At 74.4% G+C, this 23,111-nt stretch carries 18 protein-coding genes; all 18 read left to right on the forward strand.

The window, feature by feature from the left end:
- The first annotated feature begins 67 nt into the window (after window positions 1-67).
- The 18 genes from ACZ5HG_RS07995 to hisD all read left to right on the forward strand — a co-directional run bounded on the left by ACZ5HG_RS07995 (window position 68) and on the right by hisD (window position 22,937).
- Window positions 68-1,663 (forward strand): UDP-N-acetylmuramoyl-L-alanyl-D-glutamate--2,6-diaminopimelate ligase, encoded by a 1,596-nt coding sequence (locus ACZ5HG_RS07995; RefSeq protein WP_464181642.1) that lies wholly within the window; start codon window positions 68-70, stop codon window positions 1,661-1,663.
- Window positions 1,660-3,168: a UDP-N-acetylmuramoyl-tripeptide--D-alanyl-D-alanine ligase gene (locus ACZ5HG_RS08000; RefSeq protein ID WP_464181644.1), complete on the forward strand. Its 1,509-nt coding sequence runs from the start codon at window positions 1,660-1,662 to the stop codon at window positions 3,166-3,168. Before ACZ5HG_RS07995 ends, ACZ5HG_RS08000 begins: the two co-directional genes overlap by 4 nt.
- On the forward strand, window positions 3,165-4,241 hold the full coding sequence (mraY, locus tag ACZ5HG_RS08005; RefSeq protein WP_464181645.1) for a phospho-N-acetylmuramoyl-pentapeptide-transferase: 1,077 nt from the start codon (window positions 3,165-3,167) through the stop codon (window positions 4,239-4,241). The genes ACZ5HG_RS08000 and mraY overlap by 4 nt, the downstream gene beginning before the upstream one ends.
- Window positions 4,242-5,675: a UDP-N-acetylmuramoyl-L-alanine--D-glutamate ligase gene (murD, locus tag ACZ5HG_RS08010; RefSeq protein WP_464181647.1), complete on the forward strand. Its 1,434-nt coding sequence runs from the start codon at window positions 4,242-4,244 to the stop codon at window positions 5,673-5,675.
- Between the two features lie 11 nt (window positions 5,676-5,686).
- Window positions 5,687-6,937 (forward strand): putative lipid II flippase FtsW, encoded by a 1,251-nt coding sequence (gene ftsW / locus ACZ5HG_RS08015; protein WP_464181650.1) that lies wholly within the window; start codon window positions 5,687-5,689, stop codon window positions 6,935-6,937.
- A gap of 70 nt (window positions 6,938-7,007) precedes the next feature.
- Window positions 7,008-10,274: a UDP-N-acetylmuramate--L-alanine ligase gene (gene murC, locus ACZ5HG_RS08020; protein ID WP_464181653.1), complete on the forward strand. Its 3,267-nt coding sequence runs from the start codon at window positions 7,008-7,010 to the stop codon at window positions 10,272-10,274.
- Complete coding sequence (locus tag ACZ5HG_RS08025; protein ID WP_464181655.1) at window positions 10,271-11,446, forward strand: cell division protein FtsQ/DivIB; 1,176 nt, start codon at window positions 10,271-10,273, stop codon at window positions 11,444-11,446. The genes murC and ACZ5HG_RS08025 overlap by 4 nt, the downstream gene beginning before the upstream one ends.
- A gap of 135 nt (window positions 11,447-11,581) precedes the next feature.
- A complete protein-coding gene (gene ftsZ, locus ACZ5HG_RS08030) occupies window positions 11,582-12,796 on the forward strand; it encodes a cell division protein FtsZ (RefSeq protein ID WP_464181656.1) in 1,215 nt (404 codons plus the stop codon).
- Between the two features lie 7 nt (window positions 12,797-12,803).
- Complete coding sequence (pgeF, locus tag ACZ5HG_RS08035) at window positions 12,804-13,565, forward strand: peptidoglycan editing factor PgeF (RefSeq protein ID WP_464181657.1); 762 nt, start codon at window positions 12,804-12,806, stop codon at window positions 13,563-13,565.
- A gap of 110 nt (window positions 13,566-13,675) precedes the next feature.
- The gene (locus tag ACZ5HG_RS08040; protein ID WP_464181659.1) at window positions 13,676-14,176 is read left to right on the forward strand and encodes a cell division protein SepF; all 501 of its coding nucleotides are present in this window, start codon (window positions 13,676-13,678) and stop codon (window positions 14,174-14,176) included.
- Between the two features lie 12 nt (window positions 14,177-14,188).
- Window positions 14,189-14,476, forward strand: coding sequence for a YggT family protein (locus ACZ5HG_RS08045; RefSeq protein WP_464181660.1), 288 nt, complete (start codon window positions 14,189-14,191; stop codon window positions 14,474-14,476).
- Window positions 14,477-14,614: 138 nt separating this feature from the next.
- On the forward strand, window positions 14,615-15,304 hold the full coding sequence (locus ACZ5HG_RS08050) for a DivIVA domain-containing protein (protein ID WP_464181662.1): 690 nt from the start codon (window positions 14,615-14,617) through the stop codon (window positions 15,302-15,304).
- A 138-nt stretch (window positions 15,305-15,442) separates the two neighbouring features.
- Window positions 15,443-15,901 (forward strand): TraR/DksA family transcriptional regulator, encoded by a 459-nt coding sequence (locus ACZ5HG_RS08055; protein ID WP_464181663.1) that lies wholly within the window; start codon window positions 15,443-15,445, stop codon window positions 15,899-15,901.
- A gap of 39 nt (window positions 15,902-15,940) precedes the next feature.
- Window positions 15,941-16,606, forward strand: a complete 666-nt coding sequence (locus ACZ5HG_RS08060; RefSeq protein ID WP_464181665.1) for a signal peptidase II — start codon at window positions 15,941-15,943, stop codon at window positions 16,604-16,606.
- Window positions 16,599-17,537: an RluA family pseudouridine synthase gene (locus ACZ5HG_RS08065; protein ID WP_464181667.1), complete on the forward strand. Its 939-nt coding sequence runs from the start codon at window positions 16,599-16,601 to the stop codon at window positions 17,535-17,537. Before ACZ5HG_RS08060 ends, ACZ5HG_RS08065 begins: the two co-directional genes overlap by 8 nt.
- Window positions 17,538-17,600: 63 nt before the next feature.
- Window positions 17,601-21,170 (forward strand): DNA polymerase III subunit alpha, encoded by a 3,570-nt coding sequence (dnaE, locus tag ACZ5HG_RS08070; protein ID WP_464181669.1) that lies wholly within the window; start codon window positions 17,601-17,603, stop codon window positions 21,168-21,170.
- 43 nt (window positions 21,171-21,213) lie between these two features.
- Complete coding sequence (locus ACZ5HG_RS08075) at window positions 21,214-21,435, forward strand: RNA-binding S4 domain-containing protein (protein WP_464181670.1); 222 nt, start codon at window positions 21,214-21,216, stop codon at window positions 21,433-21,435.
- A 179-nt stretch (window positions 21,436-21,614) separates the two neighbouring features.
- A complete protein-coding gene (gene hisD / locus ACZ5HG_RS08080; protein ID WP_464181671.1) occupies window positions 21,615-22,937 on the forward strand; it encodes a histidinol dehydrogenase in 1,323 nt (440 codons plus the stop codon).
- Window positions 22,938-23,111 lie beyond the last annotated feature (174 nt).

The following is a 23,111-nucleotide window of genomic DNA, read 5'->3' on the forward strand; positions in this document are numbered from 1 at the left end:
CGAGCGGCACCTGCGCCGCGCCGGTCCCCGGGGCGGTGGCCCGCGCGCGTCGCGGTAGATTCTCCCTATGACGTCCCCGCAGGGCCGGCTGCGCCCGGAGCACCCCCGAAGCCGCCGGGTCGTCGACCTCGCCGACACGTTCGCGCTGGTGAGCGCGGGGGCACCCGTGCGCCCCGATCTCGAGACCACCGGCATCACCGTGGCCAGCGGCGACGCGGCCCCCGGTGACGTCTTCGTCGCCCTGGCCGGTGCGCACGCCCACGGTGCCTCCTTCACCGCGCAGGCCGTCGCCGCCGGTGCGGTCGCGGTGGTCACCGACGCCGCCGGCGCCGAGGTCGTCGCGGGCCTGGAGCCCGCCGTCACCGTGCCCGTGCTCGTCACCGCGGACCCGCGCGCGCTGGCCGGGGACCTCGCCGCCTGGCTGCACGACCACCCGGGCCGCCGGATGACCACGGTCGGCATCACGGGCTCGAACGGCAAGACCACCACCAGCTACTTCGTCGACGCCGCACTGCGCCGGGCGCACGAGCGCACCGTCGTGATGGGCACCGTCGAGCTGAAGATCGGCGACGAGGCGATCGAGAGCCCGCGGACCACCGTCGAGGCCCCGGTGCTCCAGTCGATCCTCTCGCTCGGCCTGGAGCGCGACGCGAGCGCGGCCGTGATGGAGGTGTCCTCGCACGCCCTCGCGCTCGGCCGGATGAACGGCCTGGTGGTGGACGTCGCCGGGTTCACCAACCTCCAGCGCGACCACCTGGACTTCCACGGCGACATGGACGGGTACTTCCGGGCCAAGGCGCTGCTGTTCACCCCCGAGCACGCCCGTCGCGGCGTGGTGGTGGTGGACGACGAGTGGGGCCGGCGGCTGCTCGCCGAGGCGACGGTCCCGGTGGAGTCGGTGGCCACGCACGTCGGCACCCCCGAGGCCGCCACCGCCGACTGGGCGGTCACCTCGGCGGACGTCGGCCTGGACGGCGTCGGCTCCTCCTTCACGCTGCGCGGGCCGGACGGCGTCGAGCACCTGGCCGCGAGCCCGCTGCCCGGTCTGGTCAACGTCTCCAACGCCGCGCTGGCCGTCGTCGTCGCGCACCGCGCCGGGGTGGACCTGAGCGTGGCGATCGACGCGGTGGCGCACGCGCACCAGATCCCCGGCCGGATGGAGCGGGTGATCGAGCGCCGCCCCGCGCCGGACGCCCGCCCGCTGTGCCTGGTGGACTACGCGCACACCCCGGACGCGCTGGTGCTGGCGCTCGAGGCGGTGCGCCCGATCACCCCGGGCCGGCTGATCATCGTGCTCGGCTCCGACGGCGACCGGGACCGCGGCAAGCGCCCGATCATGGGCTCGATCGCCGCCCGCCTCGCCGACGTGGTCGTCGTCACCGACGAGAACCCGCGCTCCGAGCCGCCGGCGTCGATCCGCGCCGCGATCCTCGACGGCGTGCGCGAGCAGCGCCCGGACCTCACCGACGTGCACGAGGCGACCAGCCGCACGCAGGCCATCCATGACGCCGTCGCCCTGGCGGGAGAGCAGGACACCATCATCATCACCGGCAAGGGCCACGAACCGACCCAGGAGATCGCCGGGGTGTTCCACCGGTACAACGACCGCGACGTGCTCAAGGCCGCTGATGCGGCGCTCACCGCCCGGGGGTCGGTCGCGTGATCGCGCTGACGGCGGCGGAGGTCGCGGAGGCGACCGGCGGACGGCTGCACCCGGCGACGCTGGACCCGGCGACGGTCGTCACCGGCCCGGTGGTCGTGGACTCCCGGCAGGTCGAGCACGGCTCGCTGTTCGTGGCGCTGCCCGGCGAGCACGTGGACGGCCACGACTACGCCGCCCGTGCGCACGCGGCGGGCGCGACGCTGGTGCTGGCCGCCCGCGAGGTGGACGACGCCGACGGCGCCCCGGTGCCGAGCGTGGTGGTCGAGGACGTCGAGCACGCGCTGGGCGACCTGGCCCGCGTGGTGCTGGCCCGGCTGCGCGAGGCGGCCTGCGAGCCCGGCGGCTCCGGCCTGAAGGTGATCGGCGTGACCGGCTCGGTCGGCAAGACCACCACCAAGGACCTGCTGGCGCAGCTGTGCACCGCGCAGGGGCCGACGATCGCGCCGGTGCTGTCCTTCAACAACGAGATCGGCCTGCCGCTGACCGTGCTGCGCGCCGACGAGAGCACGCAGTACCTGGTGCTCGAGATGGGCGCCTCCGGGATCGGCCACCTCGACTACCTGACCGACATCGCCCCGCCGGACGTCGCGGTGGTGCTGGTGGTCGGGCACGCGCACCTCGGCGGCTTCGGCGGGATCGAGGCGGTGGCCCGCGCCAAGTCGGAGATCGTCACCGGCCTGGTGCCCGGCGGCACGGCCGTGCTGAACGCCGACGACCCGCGGGTCTCGGCGATGGCGGCGGTCGCCCCCGGACCGGTGGTGTCCTTCGGCGCCACCCGCGGCACGGACGTGCGGGCGCTCGACCTGCGGGTGGACCGCGCCGGGCGCGCCGCCTTCACGCTGGACGTCTCCGGATCGCTGACCGGGGCCGGCGCCGAGGCGCCGCGCGAGCAGGCCGAGGTCGCGCTGCGGCTGGTGGGGGAGCACCACGCGCACAACGCGCTGGCCGCCGCTGCTGCCGCCCTGGCCGTGGGTCTGCCGCTGGCCGACGTCGCCGCCGGGCTCAGCGCCGCCGACGCGCTCAGCCCGCACCGGATGCACGTGGTCGACCGGCCGGACGGGGTCACGGTCGTGGACGACTCCTACAACGCCAACCCGGACTCGGTCCGCGCCGCGCTGCGCGCCCTGGCGGTGCTCGCCGGGCGCGAGCGTCGCTCGGTGGCCGTCCTCGGCGAGATGATGGAGCTCGGCCCGGACGCCCTCGCCGAGCACGAGGCGATCGGGCTGCAGGTGGTCCGGCTCAACGTCGGCCTGACCGTCGTGGTCGGCGCCGGCGCGCACGGCATCGCCACCGGCGCGGTGCGCGAGGGGTCCTGGGGCGAGGAGGTGGTCGAGGTCGCCGACGTCGACGAGGCCGCCGCCCTGCTGGACCGTGAGCTGCGGCCCGGTGACGTGGTGCTGGTCAAGTCCTCGAAGGACGCGGGGCTGTGGCGGCTGGGCGACCGGCTCACCGCGGCCGACGCCCCGGCCGCGACCGCCGCGGGCGCGCAGGAGGTGGCCGAGTGATCTCCGTCCTCGTCGCCGGCGGCATCTCGATGATCGTCGCCCTGCTCGCCACGCCGCTGTTCATCAAGTTCCTGGTCACCAAGCAGTACGGCCAGTTCATCCGCCAGGACGGCCCCACCGCGCACTACACCAAGCGCGGCACCCCGACGATGGGCGGTGTCGTGATCATCGGCGCCACCCTGATCGGCTGGGCGGTCGCCGCGCTGGTCTCCGGGCAGGTGCCGAGCGCCTCCGCGGTGCTGGTGCTGTTCCTGATGACCGGGCTCGGCGTGGTCGGGTTCCTGGACGACTTCATCAAGATCTCCCGGCAGCGCAGCCTCGGGCTCAGCGCGCGGTGGAAGATCGTCGGGCAGGGCTTCGTCGGCATCGTGTTCGCGATCCTCGCGCTCCAGTTCCCCGACGCGACCATGCGCACCCCCGCGTCCACCAAGATCTCGTTCATCCGGGACACCAACCTGGACCTCGCGTTCGCCGGTGTCGCGATCGGCGCGATCCTGTTCGTGATCTGGGCGAACTTCCTGATCACCGCCTGGTCCAACGCGGTCAACCTCACCGACGGCCTGGACGGCCTGGCCACCGGCGCCTCGCTGATCGTGTTCGGCGCGTACGTGATCGTCTGCGTCTGGCAGTTCAACCAGCGCTGCGCGCTCACCGCCGGGGCCCGCTGCTACCAGACCCGCGACCCGCTGGACATGGCCGTGGTCGCCGCCGCGATCACCGGCGCCTGCTTCGGCTTCCTGTGGTGGAACGCCAGCCCCGCGAAGATCTTCATGGGCGACACCGGCTCGCTGGCCCTCGGCGGCGCGCTGGCCGGCATGTCGATCGTCACCCGCACCGAGGTGCTGGCCGCGATCATCGGCGGGCTGTTCGTGATCATCGTGCTCTCGGACGTCATCCAGATCGGCTTCTTCAAGATGACCGGCAGACGGGTGTTCAAGATGGCACCGCTGCACCACCACTTCGAGCTGTCGGGGTGGGGCGAGGTCACGATCGTGATCAGGTTCTGGCTGATCGCCGGGCTGTTCGTCTCGCTCGGCGTCGGCATCTTCTACGCGGAGTGGGTGGCGGGCTAGGTGGTGCTGGACCTGAGCACGGCGCACGTGCTCGTCGCCGGGCTGGGGGTGTCGGGCCGGGCCGCCGCGCAGGTGCTGACCGGGCTCGGCGCCGCCGTGACCACGGTGGACGCGCAGGCGCCGGACGCCGACGTCGCGGACGTGGACGCGTTCCTCACCGCCGACGGGCTCGCGCGCACGGATGTGGTCGTGGTCTCGCCGGGCTGGCCGCCGAGCCACCCGCTGCTGGTCGCCGCGCGCGCCGCCGGCGTGCCGGTGTGGAGCGAGGTCGAGCTCGCCTGGCGGCTGCGGGTCGACCGCGCGTCCGGCGGGGGACCGGCGCCCTGGCTGGCCGTCACCGGCACCAACGGCAAGACCACCACCGTGGAGATGCTGGCCTCGATCCTGCGCGCCGCCGGACGCAGCACCGCCGCGGTCGGCAACGTCGGCACCCCCGTGGTGCTCGCCGCCACCGACCCGGACCTGGACGTGCTGGCCGTCGAGCTGTCCTCCTTCCAGCTGCACCACACCGAGTCGATGGCCGCGCAGGCCGCCGCCGTGCTCAACGTCGCCGCCGACCACCTGGACTGGCACGGCTCGATGGAGGCCTACGCCACCGACAAGGGCCGGATCTTCACCGGCGTCGAGGTCGCCTGCGTCTACAACACCGCCGATCCGGTCACCGAGCACCTGGTGCGCGAGGCCGACGTCGCCGACGGAGCGGTCGCGGTCGGCTTCACCCTCGGCACGCCGGGCCTCGGCCAGGTCGGCCTGGTGGAGGACGTGCTGGTCGACCGCGGGTTCGCCGCGCTGCGCCACACGCACGCCGCCGAGCTCGCCACCTTCGCCGACCTCGCCCACCTCGCCGGGCCGGACGGGCTGGCCCCGCACGTGGTCGCCAACGCGCTGGCTGCGGCCTCGCTGGCCCTCGCGCACGGCGTGCCGCCGGAGGCGGTCGGCGCCGGGCTGCGCGCCTACGCGCCGGGCGGGCACCGGATCGCCACCGTCGCCGAGGTGGACGGCGTCCGCTGGGTCGACGACTCCAAGGCCACCAACGCGCACGCCGCCGCCGCCTCCCTGGCGTCCTTCGCCGCCGGCAGCGTCGTGTGGATCGCCGGCGGGCTGGCCAAGGGCGCGACCTTCGACGAGCTGGTCGCCTCCCGCGCGGACCGGCTGCACGCCGTGGTGCTGATCGGGGTGGACGCCGCCCCGCTCGCCGACGCGCTCGCCCGACACGCGCCGCAGGTTCCCGTCGTCCGGGTCGATCCCGGTGACACTGGGACGGTGATGACCCGCGCCGTGACCGAGGCTCGCCGCCTGGCGTCCGGCCGCGACGCGGGCAGCACGACCGTCCTGCTCGCACCGGCGTGCGCCTCGATGGACCAGTTCGCGTCCTACGCCGCCCGCGGCGACGCGTTCGCCGCCGAGGTCCGCGCACTCGTCCCGAGGGGGTGACCCCGGCGCCGATGGCCCAGACCACCGTGCCGCCCTCGTCCTCCTCGGCGACCCCCGACGCGGACGGGCGCCGTCGTCGTTCCCGCCTCGGGCAGTGGAACAGCGCGGTCACCAGCTACTACCTGCTGATCGGCGCGACCCTCCTGCTGCTCGTGCTCGGTCTGGTCATGGTGCTGTCCTCCTCCTCGGTGGAGTCGCTGGCCGACGGCAAGTCGCCCTACGCGGTGTTCTTCGGCCAGGCGCAGTACGCGCTGATCGGCCTGCCGCTGATGTGGGTCGCCTCGCGGCTGCCGGCCCGGTTCTACCAGCGCGCCGCCTGGTGGCTGCTGGCGCTCGGCATGTTCGCCCAGCTGCTGGTGTTCACCCCGCTCGGCCGCGGCAAGGGCGGCAACCTCGGGTGGATCTACCTCGGCCCGGTCTCCGCGCAGCCCTCCGAGGCGCTCAAGCTGGCGCTGGCGGTGTGGCTCGGCGCGATCCTGGTGCGCAAGCGCCCGCTGTTCGACGACTGGAAGCACGCCGCCATCCCTGCGCTGCCGGTCGCCGCCCTCGCCGTCGGCCTGGTGCTGCTCGGGCACGACCTCGGCACCGCGATCGTCATGCTGATTCTGGTCGCCGGGGCGCTGTTCGTCGCCGGGGTGCCCATGCGGATCTTCGCCGGTGCCGGCGTCGCGGCCGGGATCGTGGTCGCGTTCCTCGCGATCGGCAGCGACAACCGCACCAAGCGGATCATGGACTTCTTCAGCGGTGACTGCGACGTCACCGCCGGCTGCTACCAGACCACCCACGGGCTCCAGGCGCTGGCCACCGGCGGCTGGGCCGGCCTCGGCCTCGGGCAGAGCCGCGAGAAGTGGTCCTACCTGCCCGAGGCGCACAACGACTTCATCTTCGCGATCATCGGCGAGGAGCTCGGCCTGATCGGCACCCTGCTGGTGCTCGCGCTGATCGGGGTGCTCGCCTTCGCGATGATCCGGGTGATCGCCCGGCACACCGACCCCTTCGCGCAGATCGTCACCGGTGCGATCACCGCGTGGATCGTCGGGCAGGCGCTGGTGAACATGGGCGTGGTGATCGGGCTGCTGCCGGTGATCGGCGTGCCGCTGCCGCTCGTCTCGGCGGGCGGCTCCGCGCTGATCACGACGCTGGTCGGGATCGGCGTCGTCATCTCCTTCGCGCGCACCGAACCGGGGGCCGCCGAGGCGCTGGCCGCCCGGCCGTCGGTGGTGCGCCGCTCGCTCGCGGTGATCGGCCGGACCCGTGCCTGACACCGACCCCGCTGCGCCCGCAGCACCCTCGGCGCGTGACCCGCGCCCGACCGACCACCCGGAGGACCCCGTGACCGACAGCACCGCCCCCCTCGGACCGCGCCCGCGTGCGGTGCTGCTCGCGGGCGGCGGGACGGCCGGTCACGTCAACCCGCTGCTCGCCGTCGCCGAGGAGCTGCGGCGCCGCGACCCCGACCTGCGCGTGGTCGCCCTCGGCACCGCGGAGGGGCTGGAGGCCCGGCTGGTGCCCGAGCGGGGGATCGAGCTGCTGCTGGTGCCCAAGGTGCCGCTGCCGCGCCGCCCCACCGCCGACTGGTTCCGGCTGCCCCGGCTGCTGCGCTCCGCCGTGGAGTCCGCCGGGCACGCCATCGACGAGATCGGCGCGCAGGTGGTGGTCGGCTTCGGCGGGTACGTGTCCACCCCCGCCTACCTGGCCGCCCGCGCCCGCGCCGTCCCGGTGGTCGTGCACGAGCAGAACGCCCGCCCCGGGCTCGCCAACCGGCTCGGCGCCCGCGGGGCCGCCGCCGTCGCGATCACCTTCCCCGGCACCCGCCTGCCGCGCGCCCAGGTCACCGGCCTGCCGCTGCGCCCCGAGATCGCCGGTCTGCTCGCCGAGCGCGCCGCCGACCCCGAGGGCGTGCGCCGCCGCGCCGCCGCCGAGCTCGGCTTCGAGGCCGACCGGGTCACCCTGCTGGTCACCGGCGGGTCCCTCGGCGCGGTCTCGGTGAACACCGCCGTCGCCGCGCGGGCCCGCGAGGTGCTCGCCACCGGCGCGCAGGTGCTGCACCTGACCGGTGCCGGCAAGGCCGAGTCCGTCCGCGCCGCCGTGCGCGGCGTGCCGGGCGCCGAGCGCTACCACGTGCGCGAGTACCTGGGGGAGATGGAGCAGGCGCTCGCCCTCGCCGACCTCGTGCTGTGCCGCTCCGGCGCGGGCACCGTCAGCGAGCTCGCCGCCCTGGGGATCCCCGCCGTGTACGTGCCGCTGCCGGTCGGCAACGGCGAGCAGCGGCTCAACGCGCAGCCGGTCGTCGCCGAGGGCGGCGGCCTGCTGGTGGCCGACGAGGACCTCACCGACGACTGGATCGCCGCGCACCTGCTGCCGCTGCTCGCCCCCGAGGCCGCCGAGGAGCGGGCGGCGATGGGCCGGGCCGCCGCGTCGGTGGGGGTGCCGGACGCCGCCGCGCGGGTCGCCGACATCGTCGAGGAGCTGGTGGAGGCCGAGGTGCTGGCCGCGGAGCAGCGGGCGGCGGAGGCCGAGCGCGCGGCGGCCGAGGCGGAGCGGGCGGAGGCGGAGCGCGTGGCGGCCGAGGGGGAGGCCGGGGCGGGCGATCTCGGGCCGGACGAGCTCGGCCCGGACGGCCTCGGCTCGCAGGACGCGGGGCTGGGTGATGCCGGGGCTGACGACGCCGCGCCGGAGGAGGACGCGCCGGAGGCTGCGGAGGAGCGTGCGGACAGCGTGGATCGCGAGGACGCCGGGCAGGCCGGGTCCGTGGCGACCGGTGCCGCGCCCGTCGTGACCGCCGCCGTGCCGATCGGCACCATCCCCGCGGGCACCGTCTCGGCCACCGCCGCGCCCACCACCGCCGTCCCGGCGGTCGCCGCGCCCGATGCTGCCGCCGCACCCGACGCCGCCGCCGAGCGGGTCGCGTTCGTCCCCGGGGCCGCGCCGGTCGCGGTCGCGGACCTCGGCCGGGTGCACCTGATCGGGGTCGGCGGTGCGGGCATGTCCGCCGTGGCCGGCCTGCTGGTCGCGCGCGGGCTCACCGTCTCCGGCTCCGACGCCGCCGAGGGCCCCGCGCTGGACGGCCTGCGGGCCGCCGGGGTGCGAGTGCACGTCGGGCACGACGCCGCGCACGTCGAGGACGTCGACACCCTCGTGGTGTCCTCCGCGATCCGCAGCAGCAACCCCGAGCTGGTCCGGGCGCGCGAGCGCGGGCTGCGGGTGCTGCACCGCTCCGAGGCGCTGGCCGCGCTGATGTCCGACCGGATCGGCATCGCGGTCGCCGGCGCCCACGGCAAGACCACCACCTCGGCCATGGTCGCCACCGCCCTGCGCGCGATCGGCCGCGAGGACGCCGTGCTCGACCCCTCCTACGCGATCGGTGGCACCGTGCGCACCGACGACGGGCCGGTGCCGGGCTACCGCACCGGTGACGGCGACGTCTTCGTCGCCGAGGCCGACGAGTCCGACGGCTCCTTCCTCGCCTACGCCCCGGCGGTCGCCGTGGTCACCAACGTCGAGCCGGACCACCTGGACCACTACGGCACCCGCGAGGCCTTCGAGGCGGCCTTCGAGGCCTTCGCCGACCGGGTGCTCGACGGCGGCGCGCTGGTCGCCTGCGCCGACGACCCCGGCGCTGCCCGGCTGGTCGCGGCGGTGGACGAGCGGCTGACCCGGCGCGGCGTCCGCGTGCTCACCTACGGCACCACCGATCCGGCCGAGGGCCACCCGACGGACCTCCTGCTCGGCCTGGTGCGCGAGGTCGACGGCACCTGGCAGGTCGCGCTGACCTCCCGGCTGGCCGAGCTGCCCGACGTCACCCTGTCGCTCGCCGTGCCCGGCGACCACAACGCCGCGAACGCCACCGCCGCCCTGCTCGCCGCCTGGGCCGTCGGCGCCGACCCCGAGGCGGTCGCCCGCGGGCTCGGCGAGTTCCGCGGCACCGGTCGCCGGTTCGAGGACCGGGGGACCGCCGACGGCGTGCGCGTGGTGGACGACTACGCGCACCACCCCACCGAGGTCGCCGCCCTGCTGCGCACCGCCCGCACGCTGGTCGGCGACGGCCGGGTGCTGGTGCTGTTCCAGCCGCACCTGTTCTCGCGCACCCGCACCTTCGCCGTCGAGTTCGGCCAGGCGCTCGACCTCGCCGACCAGGTGGTCGTCACCGACGTCTACGCCGCGCGCGAGGACCCGGACCCGGAGACCACCGGCGCGACGATCGTCGACGAGGTGCCCACGCCCGGCCGTGCCCAGCACGTCGCCGACCGGCACGAGGCCGCGCTCACGATCGCCGGTCTGGCCCGGCCGGGGGACCTGCTGCTCACCGTCGGCGCCGGGGACGTCACCGCGCTCGCGCCGGTGGTGCTCGCCGCGCTCGCCGAGCGCGCGGCCGGCGGCGGCGAGCCCGACGCCGCGCCCGCGGTGCCCGACGAGGCGTCCGCGACCGACGACTCGGCCACCGCCGCGCCCGACGAGGCGTCCGCGACCGACGACCCGACGACCGACCTGCCCGAGGACGGCACGGCGGCCGACGACCCGGCCGACGTCGCGACCGACGACCCGGCAGACCCGGCCACCGACGCGCCCGAGGACGGCACGCCGACGGGGGCGGTGTGACGCCGCAGCGTCCCCGACCGCCGCAGGCCGACCGCACCGCCGGCCCGCGGCGGCCCGCCGCCCCGCGCCCGGCACCGCCGCGCACCGACCCGGGCACCACCGGCGGCGACGGGGCGACCGCCACGCCGGCCCCGCGCCCGGCGACCGCACCGACCCCGCGCCCAGCGGCCGCTCCGCGGCCCGCGGCTGCCCCGCGCACCGCCGCCACGCCGCGCAGCACCACCCCGGGCACCACCCCCGCGGCCGGCGACGGCGCCCCCCGCGCCCCGCGCCGCACCACCGGCTCCGGCCGCAGCACCACGCCGCCCGGCGCCACCACGCCCGCCACCCCCGCCGCCGGCAGCGCCCTGGCCCCGAGCAGGGGCTCGGTGTTCCCGGTGCGCCCGCCGGTGGTCAGCCAGGGATCGGTGGCCCGGTTCTCCGAGCGCGCCCGCGCCCGGCAGCGGATGGCGTGGCGGCAGATCCTGCTCACCGTCGGCGGCGTGCTGCTGGCCGGCCTGCTCGCGTGGGGTCTGCTGTTCTCCCCGCTGCTGGCCCTGGACGCCGAGCAGGTGGAGGTCTCCGGCGCGGGCACGGTCGTCGCGGTGGACCAGGTGCGCGCGGTGGTCGACGCCGAGGCGGGCACCCCGCTGACCCGGCTGGACACCGCAGCCCTGCGCACGGCGCTGCTGGACGTGCCCGGTGTGCGCGACGTGACCGTGTCCCGGAACTGGCCGCACGGCCTGACCGTGGCGCTGGAGTCCCGCGAGCCCGTCGCCGCCGTGCCGGAGTCCACCGACGTGGCCGAGCAGGCCGAGGGGGCGGCGGACGCCTCGGAGGGCACCGGCTACGCGCTGGTGGACCAGGACGGGGTGCAGGTCGGTCGGGCGGACGCGCCGCCGGAGGGTCTGCCGGTGGTGCAGGTGCCGGTGGGCGAGGCGCGGATCCTGGCGTCGACGCTGGGCGTGCTGGAGTCGCTGCCGGCCGATCTGCTCGCGGCGATCGGTCAGGTCTCGGCCTCCTCGCAGGACACCGTGCAGCTGGTGCTGCGCGACGGGGCCGTCGTCGAGTGGGGGAGCGACCAGGACTCGGCGCTCAAGGTCGCCGTGCTCCAGGCGCTGCGCGCCGCGCCGGAGACCGCGGGTGCCGCCCGTTACGACGTGACCGCTCCGACCATGCCCGTCGTGGGGTGAGCGTGACGACACGCGACCGAGGTCGTTGATCCGGTCCGGTCCGGCACCTACCGTCACGTCTTAGAGAAAATGACATAACTGTAACTCTCTACTTGAGGGTGAAGGTTGTCCGCAGCGCAACGAGAGGCACCCACCGTGGCAGCTCCGCAGAACTACCTGGCGGTCATCAAGGTCGTCGGCATCGGTGGCGGTGGCGTCAACGCCGTGAACCGGATGATCGAGGTCGGCCTCAAGGGTGTCGAGTTCATCGCCGTCAACACCGACGCGCAGGCCCTGCTCATGTCCGACGCCGACGTCAAGCTCGACGTCGGCCGCGAGCTCACCCGTGGGCTCGGCGCCGGCGCGGACCCCGAGGTCGGCAAGAAGGCCGCCGAGGACCACGCCGAGGAGATCGAGGACGTCCTGCGCGGCGCCGACATGGTCTTCGTCACCGCGGGGGAGGGCGGCGGCACCGGCACCGGCGGCGCCCCCGTCGTCGCGCGGATCGCCCGCTCGCTCGGCGCGCTGACCATCGGTGTGGTCACCCGCCCGTTCACCTTCGAGGGGCGTCGCCGCTCGGTGCAGGCCGACTCCGGCATCGAGGCGCTGCGGGCCGAGGTCGACACGCTGATCGTGATCCCGAACGACCGCCTGCTGTCGATCTCCGACCGCTCGGTCTCCGTGCTCGACGCCTTCCGTTCCGCCGACCAGGTCCTGCTGTCCGGTGTCCAGGGCATCACCGACCTGATCACCACCCCCGGCCTGATCAACCTCGACTTCGCCGACGTGAAGTCGGTCATGCAGGGCGCCGGCTCCGCGCTGATGGGCATCGGCTCCGCCCGCGGCGAGGACCGTGCGGTGCAGGCCGCCGAGCTGGCGATCTCCTCGCCGCTGCTCGAGGCCAGCATCGACGGCGCGCACGGCGTGCTGCTGTCGATCCAGGGTGGCTCCGACCTCGGACTGTTCGAGATCAACGAGGCCGCCCGCCTGGTGCAGGAGGCCGCGCACCCCGAGGCCAACATCATCTTCGGCGCGGTGATCGACGACGCCCTCGGCGACGAGGTGCGGGTGACCGTGATCGCGGCCGGCTTCGACGGCGGCGCCCCGGTCGTCCGTCGCGACGGCCGGGCCCTCGGCCAGGTCAGCGCCGGTGCCCCCGCGAGCATCCCGCCCGCCGCGGCCGCCCCGGCCGCGCACGCCGCCGCGCAGCCCCGCCCGGTCGGCCCGGACGACGAGTCCTCCGACGTGCCGGCGTTCCTCACCCCGGACGCCTCCACCAGCACCAGCCAGCTCGAGGTGCCGCGGATCTTCGAGGAGGAGGTCGCCCGCCGCAAGGAGGACGACCTGGACGTGCCCGACTTCCTCAAGTAGATCGCGCATGAGGACCGCGCCGCCGCCCGTGCTCGAGGTCGACCTCGGGCCGGGCGTGCGCGCGGGCTTCACCACCCGTGCCGGCGGGGTCAGCCTGCCGCCGTGGGACTCCCTCAACCTCGGCCTCGCGGTGGACGACGACCCGGACCGGGTGCTCGCCAACCGTGACCTGGTCGGCCGGTGGACCGGTTCCTGGGTGGCGTGGGCGAGCCAGGTGCACGGCGCCGATGTCCGGGTGATGACCGACCGGCTCGGCGACGCCCGCACCACCGTCGGCCGCTACGACGCGCTGGTGTCGGTCACGCCGGAGGCCGCCGTCGGGATCCTGGTCGCCGACTGCGTGCCCGTGCTGCTCGCCGACCCGGACGCCCGGGTGGTCGCCGCCGTGCACGCCGGCCGGCGCGGCCTGGTCGCCGGCGTCGTGCAGGCCGCCCTCGGTGCGATGGTCGAGCACGGCGCCGACCCCGCGCGGGTGCGCGCCGCGATCGGCCCCGCGATCAGCGGACCCCGGTACGAGGTCCCCGCCGCGATGCGCGACGAGGTGGCCGCGATCGTGCCGGAGGCCGCCTGCGAGACGGTCTGGGGCACCCCCGGCCTCGACCTGCCGGGCGGGGTGGCCGCCGTGCTGCGCCGCGCGGGCGTCGAGCAGGTGCACGAGACCGGCTGGTGCACCGACACCGACGACCGCTTCTACTCCCACCGTCGCGCCCAGCGGGCCGGCACCACCACCGGCCGCAGCGCCGCCCTCGTCCGGCTGCTGCCCACCTGAGCACATCCGACGCGCCCGCACGCGCCTGGCGTGTCGGAACGCGGTGACGTGCTCGCGCGTTGTTACCGTGACCGTGCAGGACATGTCAGTACGGGGATGGAGTGATCGCGATGGCCGGAGCGCTGCGCAAGACCATGCTGTACCTCGGGCTTGCCGACGACCGTGGCGAGCACGACCAGTACGTCGACGAGTACGACGAGCCGGAGGCGACCGTGAACGACTACGAGGCCGAGGTCACGCCGCTGCACCGCCCGGCGCCCCAGGCGGAGCGCTCGGCCTATGCCGCGCCGCAGACCGCACCGGCCCCGCACCACGGCGCCGAGGGCGAGATCCGTCGCATCACCACGATCCACCCGCGCTCGTACAACGACGCGCGCAAGATCGGCGAGGCCTTCCGCGACGGCACCCCGGTGATCATGAACCTGTCCGACATGGACGACTCCGACGCCAAGCGCCTGGTCGACTTCTCCGCGGGCCTGATCTTCGGCCTGCACGGGTCGATCGAGCGGGTCACCAACAAGGTCTTCCTGCTCTCGCCGTCCTACGTCGAGGTCGCCGGCGAGGGCGGCCCGGCCGAGGCCCCGCGCGGCGGCTTCTTCAACCAGAGCTGACGGCCGCACCCGGTGGGGCTCGTCGTCGGGCTGCTCCAGCTCGTCCTCCTGGTCTTCGTCCTGCTCCTGCTCGCACGGCTGGTGCTGGACTGGGTCCAGTACTTCGCACGCGACTGGCGTCCGACCGGCTTCGCGCTGGTCGTCGCCGAGATCGTGTACTCCGTGACCGACCCGCCGCTGCGCCTGCTGCGGCGCGTCATCCCGCCGCTCACCATCGGATCCGTGCGCCTCGACCTGGCGTTCATGATCCTGATGCTGGGCTGCTGGTTCCTCCTGTCCTTGCTCCCGCTGCTGGCCTGAGCGGTCCGTCGCGCGACACGCGCGAGGGTTCGCGCCGGGCCGGGTCGCGTGCAACGGCGTGAATGTCCGCTACGGTGGCCCGAGGTGGTCGGTGATCTGCCACCGGCTCGACCCAGTACGACCGAAGAGGTGACGACGATGGCACTGCTGACGGCAGACGACGTCCTGAACAAGAAGTTCCAGGCGACGAAGTTCCGCGAAGGGTACGACCAGGACGAGGTCGACGACTTCCTGGACGAGGTCGTCAACACCCTCCGGGAGACCCAGGCCGAGAACGACGACCTGAAGGGCAAGCTGGCCGCCGCCGAGCGCCGGATCGCCGAGCTCAGCCGGGCCGGCGCCCAGGCGCAGGCCGCGCCGAAGCCCGAGGCCGAGAAGCCCGCCCCGGCTCCCGTGCCGGCCCCGGCCCCCGTGGTCGCGCCCGCCCCGGTCGCTGCGCCGGCACCCGCGGTCTCCGCGCCGGTCCAGCCGCAGCGGCAGAGCGAGCCCGAGTCCGCGACCGGCATGCTCGCCCTGGCGCAGAAGCTGCACGACGACTACGTCCGCAGCGGCCAGGAGGAGGGCGACCGCCTCGTCACCGAGGCCAAGGGCCAGGCGGCGCGGATCGTCCGCGAGGCCGAGGACACCTCGGCGCGGACCCTCAGCCAGCTCGAGCAGGAGCGTTCGCTCCTCGAGCGGAAGATCGACGAGCTCCGGGTGTTCGAGCGGGACTACCGCACGCGCCTCAAGAGCTACCTCGAGAACCTGCTCGGCGACCTCGACAACCGTGCCAACGCGCTCCCCGCGCGTGGCGCCCAGGGCGCGACGCCCTCCGCCGACCGCATCTGACGTCGCGGGGGGTCTGCCGCCCGCCGCACCGTCACCCACGACGCACCACGTCCGCACGCCGGGCGTGGTGTGTCGTGTTGTGCGGGCCGTGCGCGGGCGCATACTCTCTGCGGACTCTGACAGAAAGAGGATCGCCACGTGGCCATCAACGACTCGCTCAGCGCGCCCGCCCGCCGTGCGCTCCCCGACCTGACGGACGCGGCGACCCGGTTCCCGGTCCGCGCGGGTGAGGACCCCTGGACGCCCGCCGAGGTGCAGGAGATCGCCGACGAGCTGATCTCCGAGATCGACCGGCTCACCTCCGAGCTGGCCGCCGCCGACCAGGAGCTCACCGAGCTGCTGCGCAACTCCGGCGACGGCGCGGGCGACGACCAGGCCGACTCCGGCTCCAGCGCCCTGGAGCGCGAGCACGAGCTCACCCTGGTCAACAACACCCGCGACATGCTCGAGCAGACCACCCGTGCGCTCGCCCGCATCGAGGCCGGCACCTTCGGGCGCTGCGACTCCTGCGGCGAGGCGATCGGCAAGGCGCGCGTGCAGGCCTTCCCGCGCGCCACGCTCTGCGTCACCTGCAAGCAGCGCGAGGAGCGTCGCTGACGGCGGGGGACACCCCTCCCGCTGCGTAGACTCGCCCCGATGTCCAGCACCTCTGCCTCCGCCGAGCCCGACGACCGTCCTGCCTCCGCCGCCCGGCGCACCCGGCTCGTGGGGACGCTGGTCGCCCTCGCCGCCGCGGTGCTCCTGGTCGACCAGGCCACGAAGGCCTGGGCGCTGAGCGCCCTCGACGAGGGCGTGCGCACGCCGGTGCTCGGCGACCTGCTGGGCATCCAGCTGCTGTTCAACCCCGGTGCGGCCCTCGGGCTGGCCAACGGCACCACCTGGGTGCTGTCGCTGGTCGCGGTCGCCGTGGTCGTGGTGATCGTGCGCGTGTCGCGCCGGCTCGGCTCGCGCGGGTGGACGCTCGCGCTCGGGCTGCTGCTCGGCGGCGCGCTCGGCAACCTGGTCGACCGGCTGATCCGCGATCCCGGCGTCTTCCGCGGGCACGTCGTGGACTTCATCGCCTACGGCGACCTGTTCGTCGGCAACGTGGCGGACATCGCGATCGTGGTCGCCGCCGGGCTGCTCATGCTGCTGTCGGTGCGCGGCGTGCGGCTCGACGGCACGCGGGAGCGCGACGTGCGGGCCGCCGAGGAGGCGGAGGCGGCTGCCGAGGCCGCACCGCCGGCACAGGACGCGCCCGCGCCGGACGCCGAGGCCCCGGCCCCCGTCACCCCCGACGAGAGCGCCCGTCGCGATGCCTGACGTGCGCACGCTGCCGGTGCCCGACGGCCTGGTGGGGGAGCGGGTCGACGCCGCCCTCGGCCGGATGCTGGGCCTGTCCCGCACCCGCGCCGCCGAGCTGGCGGAGGCCGGCCGGGTCCGCCTGGACGGCGTCGAGATCGGCAAGTCCGCCCGCCTCACCGCCGACTCCTGGCTCGAGGTCGAGCTCGAGGACCCGACGCCCGCCCCCAGCACGACCGTGGTCGCGCACGACGTGCCCGAGCTGCGCGTCGCCTACGAGGACGACGACGTGGTCGTGGTCGACAAGCCGGTCGGCGTCGCCGCGCACCCCTCGCCGGGCTGGACCGGCCCGACCGTCGTCGGCGTGCTCGCCGCGCGCGGCTACCGGATCAGCACCTCCGGCGCCGCCGAGCGCCAGGGCGTCGTGCACCGGCTGGACGTCGGCACCTCCGGCCTGATGGTGGTCGCCAAGAGCGAGCACGCGTACACCGTGCTCAAGCGCGCGTTCAAGGAGCGCACGGTCGAGAAGGTCTACCACGCGCTCGCCCAGGGCCACCCGGAGCCGACCACCGGCACCATCGACGCGCCGATCGGCCGGCACCCCGGGCAGGACTGGAAGTTCGCCGTGGTCGCGGACGGCAAGCCCTCGGTCACCCACTACGAGGTGCTGGAGATGCTGCCCGCCGCCTCGCTGTGCGAGGTGCACCTGGAGACCGGCCGCACCCACCAGATCCGGGTGCACTTCGCCGCCCTGCGCCATCCCCTCGTCGGGGACCTCACCTACGGTGCCGACCCGGCGCTGGCCCAGCGGGTGACGCTGACCCGGCAGTGGCTGCACGCCGTGCGGCTCGGCTTCCACCACCCCGCCGACGGGCGCTGGCTGGAGATCACCAGCGAGTACCCGGCGGACCTGGAGCACGCCCTGGAGACGCTGCGCGCCGCGTACCGCTGATCGAGCGGCCGGTCGTCGCGCCGGTGCGCGGGGCTGTCGGACCGGCGACCTAGGATGGCTGGCATGGCCTCGGGTACCGACTTCGTCCACCTGCACGTGCACTCCGAGTACTCGATGCTCGACGGGGCGGCGCGGGTGGGGGAGATGCTCGCCGAGGCCAAGCGGCTGGGTCAGTCGGCGATGGCGATCACCGACCACGGCTACCTGTTCGGCGCCTTCGACTTCTACTCCCAGGCCAAGAAGGCCGGGATCAAGCCGATCATCGGCGTCGAGGCGTACGTCACCCCGGGCACCAGCCGCTTCGACCAGACGCGCGTGCGCTGGGGCGAGGCGCACCAGGCCGCCGACGACGTGTCGGCCCGCGGTGCCTACACCCACATGACCCTGCTGTCCCGGACCACGCAGGGCATGCACAACCTGTTCCGGATGGGCTCGCTGGCCTCGCTCGACGGCCAGATGGGCAAGTGGCCGCGGATGGACCGCGAGCTGCTCCAGACCTACTCCGAGGGCCTGATCGCCACCTCCGGCTGCCCGTCCAGCGAGGTGCAGACCCGCCTGCGCCTCGGCCACTGGGACGAGGCCGTCCGCGCCGCCGGCGAGCTGCAGGACATCTTCGGCAAGGAGAACTTCTTCGTCGAGGTGATGGACCACGGCCTCGAGATCGAGCGCCGGACCGTCAAGGACCTGCTGCGCCTCGCCGAGACGATCGGCGCGCCCCTGGTCGCCACGAACGACCTGCACTACACGACCAAGGAGGACGCGCACGCGCACGAGGTGCTCCTCGCCGTGCAGTCCGGCTCCACCCTGGACGAGCCGACCTACGACCAGGGCGGCTCCCGCTTCGCCTTCGGCGGCGACGGCTACTACGTCAAGTCCGCGGAGGAGATGCGTCGCACCTGGGCCGAGCTGCCCGAGGCCTGCGACAACACGCTGCTGATCGCCGAGCGGTGCGAGGTCGAGTTCCCGACCGGCGCCAACTACATGCCGCGCTTCCCGGTGCCCGAGGGCGAGGACGAGAACTCCTGGTTCGTCAAGGAGGTCGAGCGCGGCCTGCTGCGGCGGTACAAGGGCGCGATCCCGGACGACGTGCGCGCGCAGGCGGAGTACGAGACCGGCGTGATCGTCCAGCTCGGCTTCTCCGGCTACTTCCTCGTGGTCGCCGACTTCATCCAGTGGGCCAAGGACCAGGGCATCCGCGTCGGACCGGGCCGTGGCTCGGCGGCCGGGTCGATGGCGTCCTACGCGATGGGCATCACCGAGCTCGACCCGCTGCGGCACGGGCTGATCTTCGAGCGCTTCCTCAACCCGGAGCGCGTCTCCTGGCCCGATGTCGACGTCGACTTCGACGAGCGTCGGCGCGGCGAGGTCATCCGGTACGTCACCGAGAAGTACGGCGACGACCGGGTCGCGCAGATCGTCACCTACGGCACGATCAAGGCCAAGCAGGCGCTCAAGGACTCATCGCGCGTGCTCGGCTTCCCGTTCGCGATGGGCGACAAGCTCACCAAGGCCATGCCGCCGGCCGTCATGGGCAAGGACATCCCGCTGTCCGGCATGTACGACCCCGAGCACCCGCGCTACGCGGAGGCCGAGGAGTTCCGCAAGGTCGTCGAGGCCGATCCCGAGGCGCAGCGCGTGCTGGAGACGGCGCGCGGCCTGGAGAACCTCAAGCGCCAGTGGGGCGTGCACGCCGCCGGCGTCATCATGTCCAGCCACCCGCTGATCGACATCATCCCGATCATGAAGCGGCCGCAGGACGGCGCCGTCATCACGCAGTTCGACTACCCGACGTCCGAGGGCCTCGGCCTGATCAAGATGGACTTCCTCGGGCTGCGCAACCTGACGATCCTCGACGACGCCCTGCGCAACATCGTCGCGAACGACAAGACGCCGATCGAGCTCGAGGAGATCCCGCTCGACGACAAGGCCACCTACGACCTGCTCGGCCGGGGCGACACCCTGGGCGTGTTCCAGCTCGACGGCGGCCCCATGCGCGCCCTGCTGCGCCAGATGCGCCCCGACAACTTCGAGGACATCTCCGCAGTCATCGCCCTGTACCGGCCCGGGCCGATGGGCATGAACTCGCACACCAACTACGCGCTGCGCAAGAACGGCCTGCAACCGATCACCCCGATCCACCCGGAGCTCGAGGCCCCGCTGGCGGAGGTGCTCGACGGCACCTACGGCCTGATCGTGTACCAGGAGCAGGTGCAGAAGGCCGCGCAGGTGCTCGCCGGCTACTCGCTCGGCCAGGCGGACCTGCTGCGCCGCGCGATGGGCAAGAAGAAGAAGGAGATCCTCGACAAGGAGTTCGTGCCCTTCGAGGCGGGCATGAAGGAGCGCGGCTACTCCAAGCCGGCGATCCAGGCGGTCTGGGACACCCTGGTCCCGTTCGCGGGCTACGCCTTCAACAAGGCGCACTCCGCGGGCTACGGCGTCGTCTCCTACTGGACCGCCTACCTCAAGGCGAACTACCCGACCGAGTACATGGCGGGCCTGCTCACCTCGGTCGGTGACGACAAGGACAAGTCGGCGCTCTACCTCGGCGAGTGCCGACGGATGGGCATCACCGTCCTGCCGCCGGACGTCAACTCCTCGGTGGCGCTGTTCACCGCCGTCGGCAAGGACATCCGCTTCGGCCTGACCGCCGTGCGCAACGTCGGCGCCAACGTGGTCGAGGCGATCGTGCGCACCCGCGAGGAGAAGGGCGACTTCACGTCCTTCACCGACTTCCTGGACAAGGTGCCCGCCGTCGTCTGCAACAAGCGGACCATCGAGTCGCTGATCAAGGCCGGCGCCTTCGACTCCCTCGGCCACTCCCGCCGCGCGCTGCTGCTGGTGCACGAGCAGGCCGTCGAGTCCGTGATCGGCGTCAAGCGCAAGGAGGCCGAGGGGCAGTTCGACCTGTTCGCCGACCTCGGCGGCGACGACGGCCCCGGCTTCTCCGTGCAGGTGCCGGACGTGCCGGACTGGGACAAGAAGCAGCGCCTCGCCTTCGAGCGCGAGATGCTCGGCCTGTACGTCTCCGACCACCCGCTGTCCGGCCTGGAGCACGTGCTGTCGGCCGCCGCGGACGTCTCGATCGCCACCCTGAACGCCGACGAGGCGCGTCCGGACGGCTCCACCGTGCAGGTCGCGGGCCTGATCACCTCCTTGCAGCGCAAGATGTCCAAGCAGGGCAACCCCTGGGCGGCCGTCACCCTGGAGGACATGGAGGGCGGCGTCGAGATCATGTTCTTCGGCGAGACCTACCTCGCGTACTCCACGGTGCTCGCCGAGGACGCGGTGGTCGTGGTGCGCGGACGCGTCCGGCGCCGGGACGACCAGATGCAGCTCCAGGCCATGGAGGTGTCGCTGCCCGACCTGTCGGCGGTCGCCGACGCGCCGGTGGTCGTCACCCTGCCGGAGTCGCGTTGCATCCCGCCCGTCGTGGAGCGGCTGCGCGAGGTGCTCACCACGCACCCCGGTGTCTCCGAGCTGCACCTGCGGGTCGCCCGCCCCGGCGGACGCACCACCCTGCTGCGGGCCGGCGCCGGCTTCCGCGTCGAGCGCTCGCCCGCGCTGTTCGGCGACCTCAAGGCGCTGCTCGGCCCGGGCTGCCTCCAGTCCACGAGCACCCCGGTGGGGGTGTGAGCGCGGTGCGGTGCGACGCCCGGGTGCTGGCAGGATGGCGGCCGTGAACCTCACCGTGCCGATCTCCGACGACTCGATCCGTCTGGGCCAGTTCCTCAAGCTCGCCGGGATCGCCGACTCCGGCGCCGACGCGCGCCTGCTGCTGGACGACGGCGTGGTCCAGGTCAACGGCGAGGACGAGGCCCGGCGCGGTCGCCAGCTGCACCGCGGCGACGTGGTGGAGGTCGACACCCCCGCCGGGGTGCAGCGCGCCGAGGTCGGCTGACCGCGGCGCGTCCGCTCGCCGTGCGGCGCGCCGCGCGCGCACCGAGCCGCGCCGCCCGCCGAGGTTGCACGAATGCAGGCTTCCCGGCGCGTGAAGCGTGCTTTCACGCAACCTCGGCGCAGCCGCCCGGAGTACGGGCAGGTCGGAGGGCGCGGGGCAGCGACGCCTAGACTCGGCACGTGATCTCCCGGATCGACCTGCGCGGTCGCGACCTGTCCCGCCGTGAGCTGCTCGAGACGCTGCCCCGTCCCGAGCTCGACGTGGAGTCCGCCGCCGACGCGGTGGCCCCGATCCTCGCGGACGTGCGGCATCGCGGCGCCGCAGCCCTGCGCGACCTCGCCGAGAAGTTCGACGGCGTCCGCCCCGCGCACCTGCGCGTGCCCGCCGCCGACGTCCAGGCGGCCGTCGAGGTGCTCGACCCCGCCGTGCGCTCCGCCCTGGAGGAGACGATCCGCCGGGTGCGCCTGGTGCACGCCTCCCAGCGCCCCGCCGACCACACCGTCCAGGTCGGCCCCGGCGCGCAGGTGCGGCAGCGGTGGATCCCGGTGCGCCGGGTCGGTCTCTACGTGCCCGGCGGCCTGGCCGTCTACCCCTCCTCGGTGATCATGAACGTCGTCGCCGCCCAGGAGGCCGGGGTCGGCTCGCTCGCCGTCACCTCCCCGCCGCAGCGCGACAACGGCGGTCTGCCCGACGCCGTGGTGCTCGCCACCTGCGCGCTGCTCGGCGTCGACGAGGTCTACGCCGTCGGCGGCGCCCAGGCGATCGCCATGCTCGCCTACGGCGCCGAGGGCTCCGAGGACGTCGACGGCACCACCCTCTGCGAGCCGGTGGACGTCATCACCGGTCCCGGCAACGTCTACGTCGCCGCCGCCAAGCGCCTGGTGCGCGGGGTCGTCGGCATCGACGCCGAGGCCGGCCCCACCGAGATCGCGATCCTCGCCGACGGCACCGCCGACGCCGAGCACGTCGCCGCCGACCTGGTGTCCCAGGCCGAGCACGACCCGCTGGCCGCATCCGTCCTGGTCACGCCCTCGGTCGAGCTCGCGCTGGCCGTCGAGGCCAAGCTGGTCGACCGGGTGCAGACCACCCGGCACGCCACCCGCGTCGCGCAGGCGCTGTCCGGCAAGCAGTCCGCGATCGTCCTGGTGGACGACCTGGACGCCGGGCTCGCCGTCGTCAACGCCTACGGCGCCGAGCACCTGGAGATCCAGACCGTCGGCGCCGCCGCCCTCGCCGAGCGCGTCACCAGCGCCGGGGCGATCTTCGTCGGGCCGTACTCGCCGGTCTCGCTCGGCGACTACATGGCCGGGTCGAACCACGTGCTGCCCACCGGCGGCTGCGCGCACTTCTCCTCCGGGCTCGGCGTGCACTCCTTCGTGCGGGCGGTGCAGGTGATCGAGTACGACGCCGACGCGCTGCGGGAGATCGCCGACAAGATCGTCGCGCTGGCGGACGCCGAGGGGCTGCCCGCCCACGGCGAGGCGGTGCGCGCGCGGTTCTGAGCCCGTCAGGCTGAGGACGAAGGTCCTGGTCGATGCGGTGATCGGACGAATCTTCCTGGCGCGTGAGTGGAAACCCCTACGCGGGCGCCCGAGGGTCGCGAGCGGTCGGTACTGTCCCGCAGGGGGGCGTCGTCCGGCGTTCTCGCAGGTCAAGGGCGTCGCAGTGTGCGGCGT

This window comes from Cellulomonas sp. GTC20042, assembly GCF_055389595.1.

Coding starts and splice junctions, on each gene's coding strand:
- ACZ5HG_RS07995 (WP_464181642.1), top strand. CDS start 68: ATGACGTCCCCGCAGGGCCGGCTGCGCCCGGAGCACCCCCGAAGCCGC.
- ftsW (WP_464181650.1), top strand. CDS start 5,687: ATGGCCCAGACCACCGTGCCGCCCTCGTCCTCCTCGGCGACCCCCGAC.
- pgeF (WP_464181657.1), top strand. CDS start 12,804: ATGAGGACCGCGCCGCCGCCCGTGCTCGAGGTCGACCTCGGGCCGGGC.
- ACZ5HG_RS08040 (WP_464181659.1), top strand. CDS start 13,676: ATGGCCGGAGCGCTGCGCAAGACCATGCTGTACCTCGGGCTTGCCGAC.
- ACZ5HG_RS08050 (WP_464181662.1), top strand. CDS start 14,615: ATGGCACTGCTGACGGCAGACGACGTCCTGAACAAGAAGTTCCAGGCG.
- ACZ5HG_RS08060 (WP_464181665.1), top strand. CDS start 15,941: ATGTCCAGCACCTCTGCCTCCGCCGAGCCCGACGACCGTCCTGCCTCC.
- ACZ5HG_RS08065 (WP_464181667.1), top strand. CDS start 16,599: ATGCCTGACGTGCGCACGCTGCCGGTGCCCGACGGCCTGGTGGGGGAG.
- dnaE (WP_464181669.1), top strand. CDS start 17,601: ATGGCCTCGGGTACCGACTTCGTCCACCTGCACGTGCACTCCGAGTAC.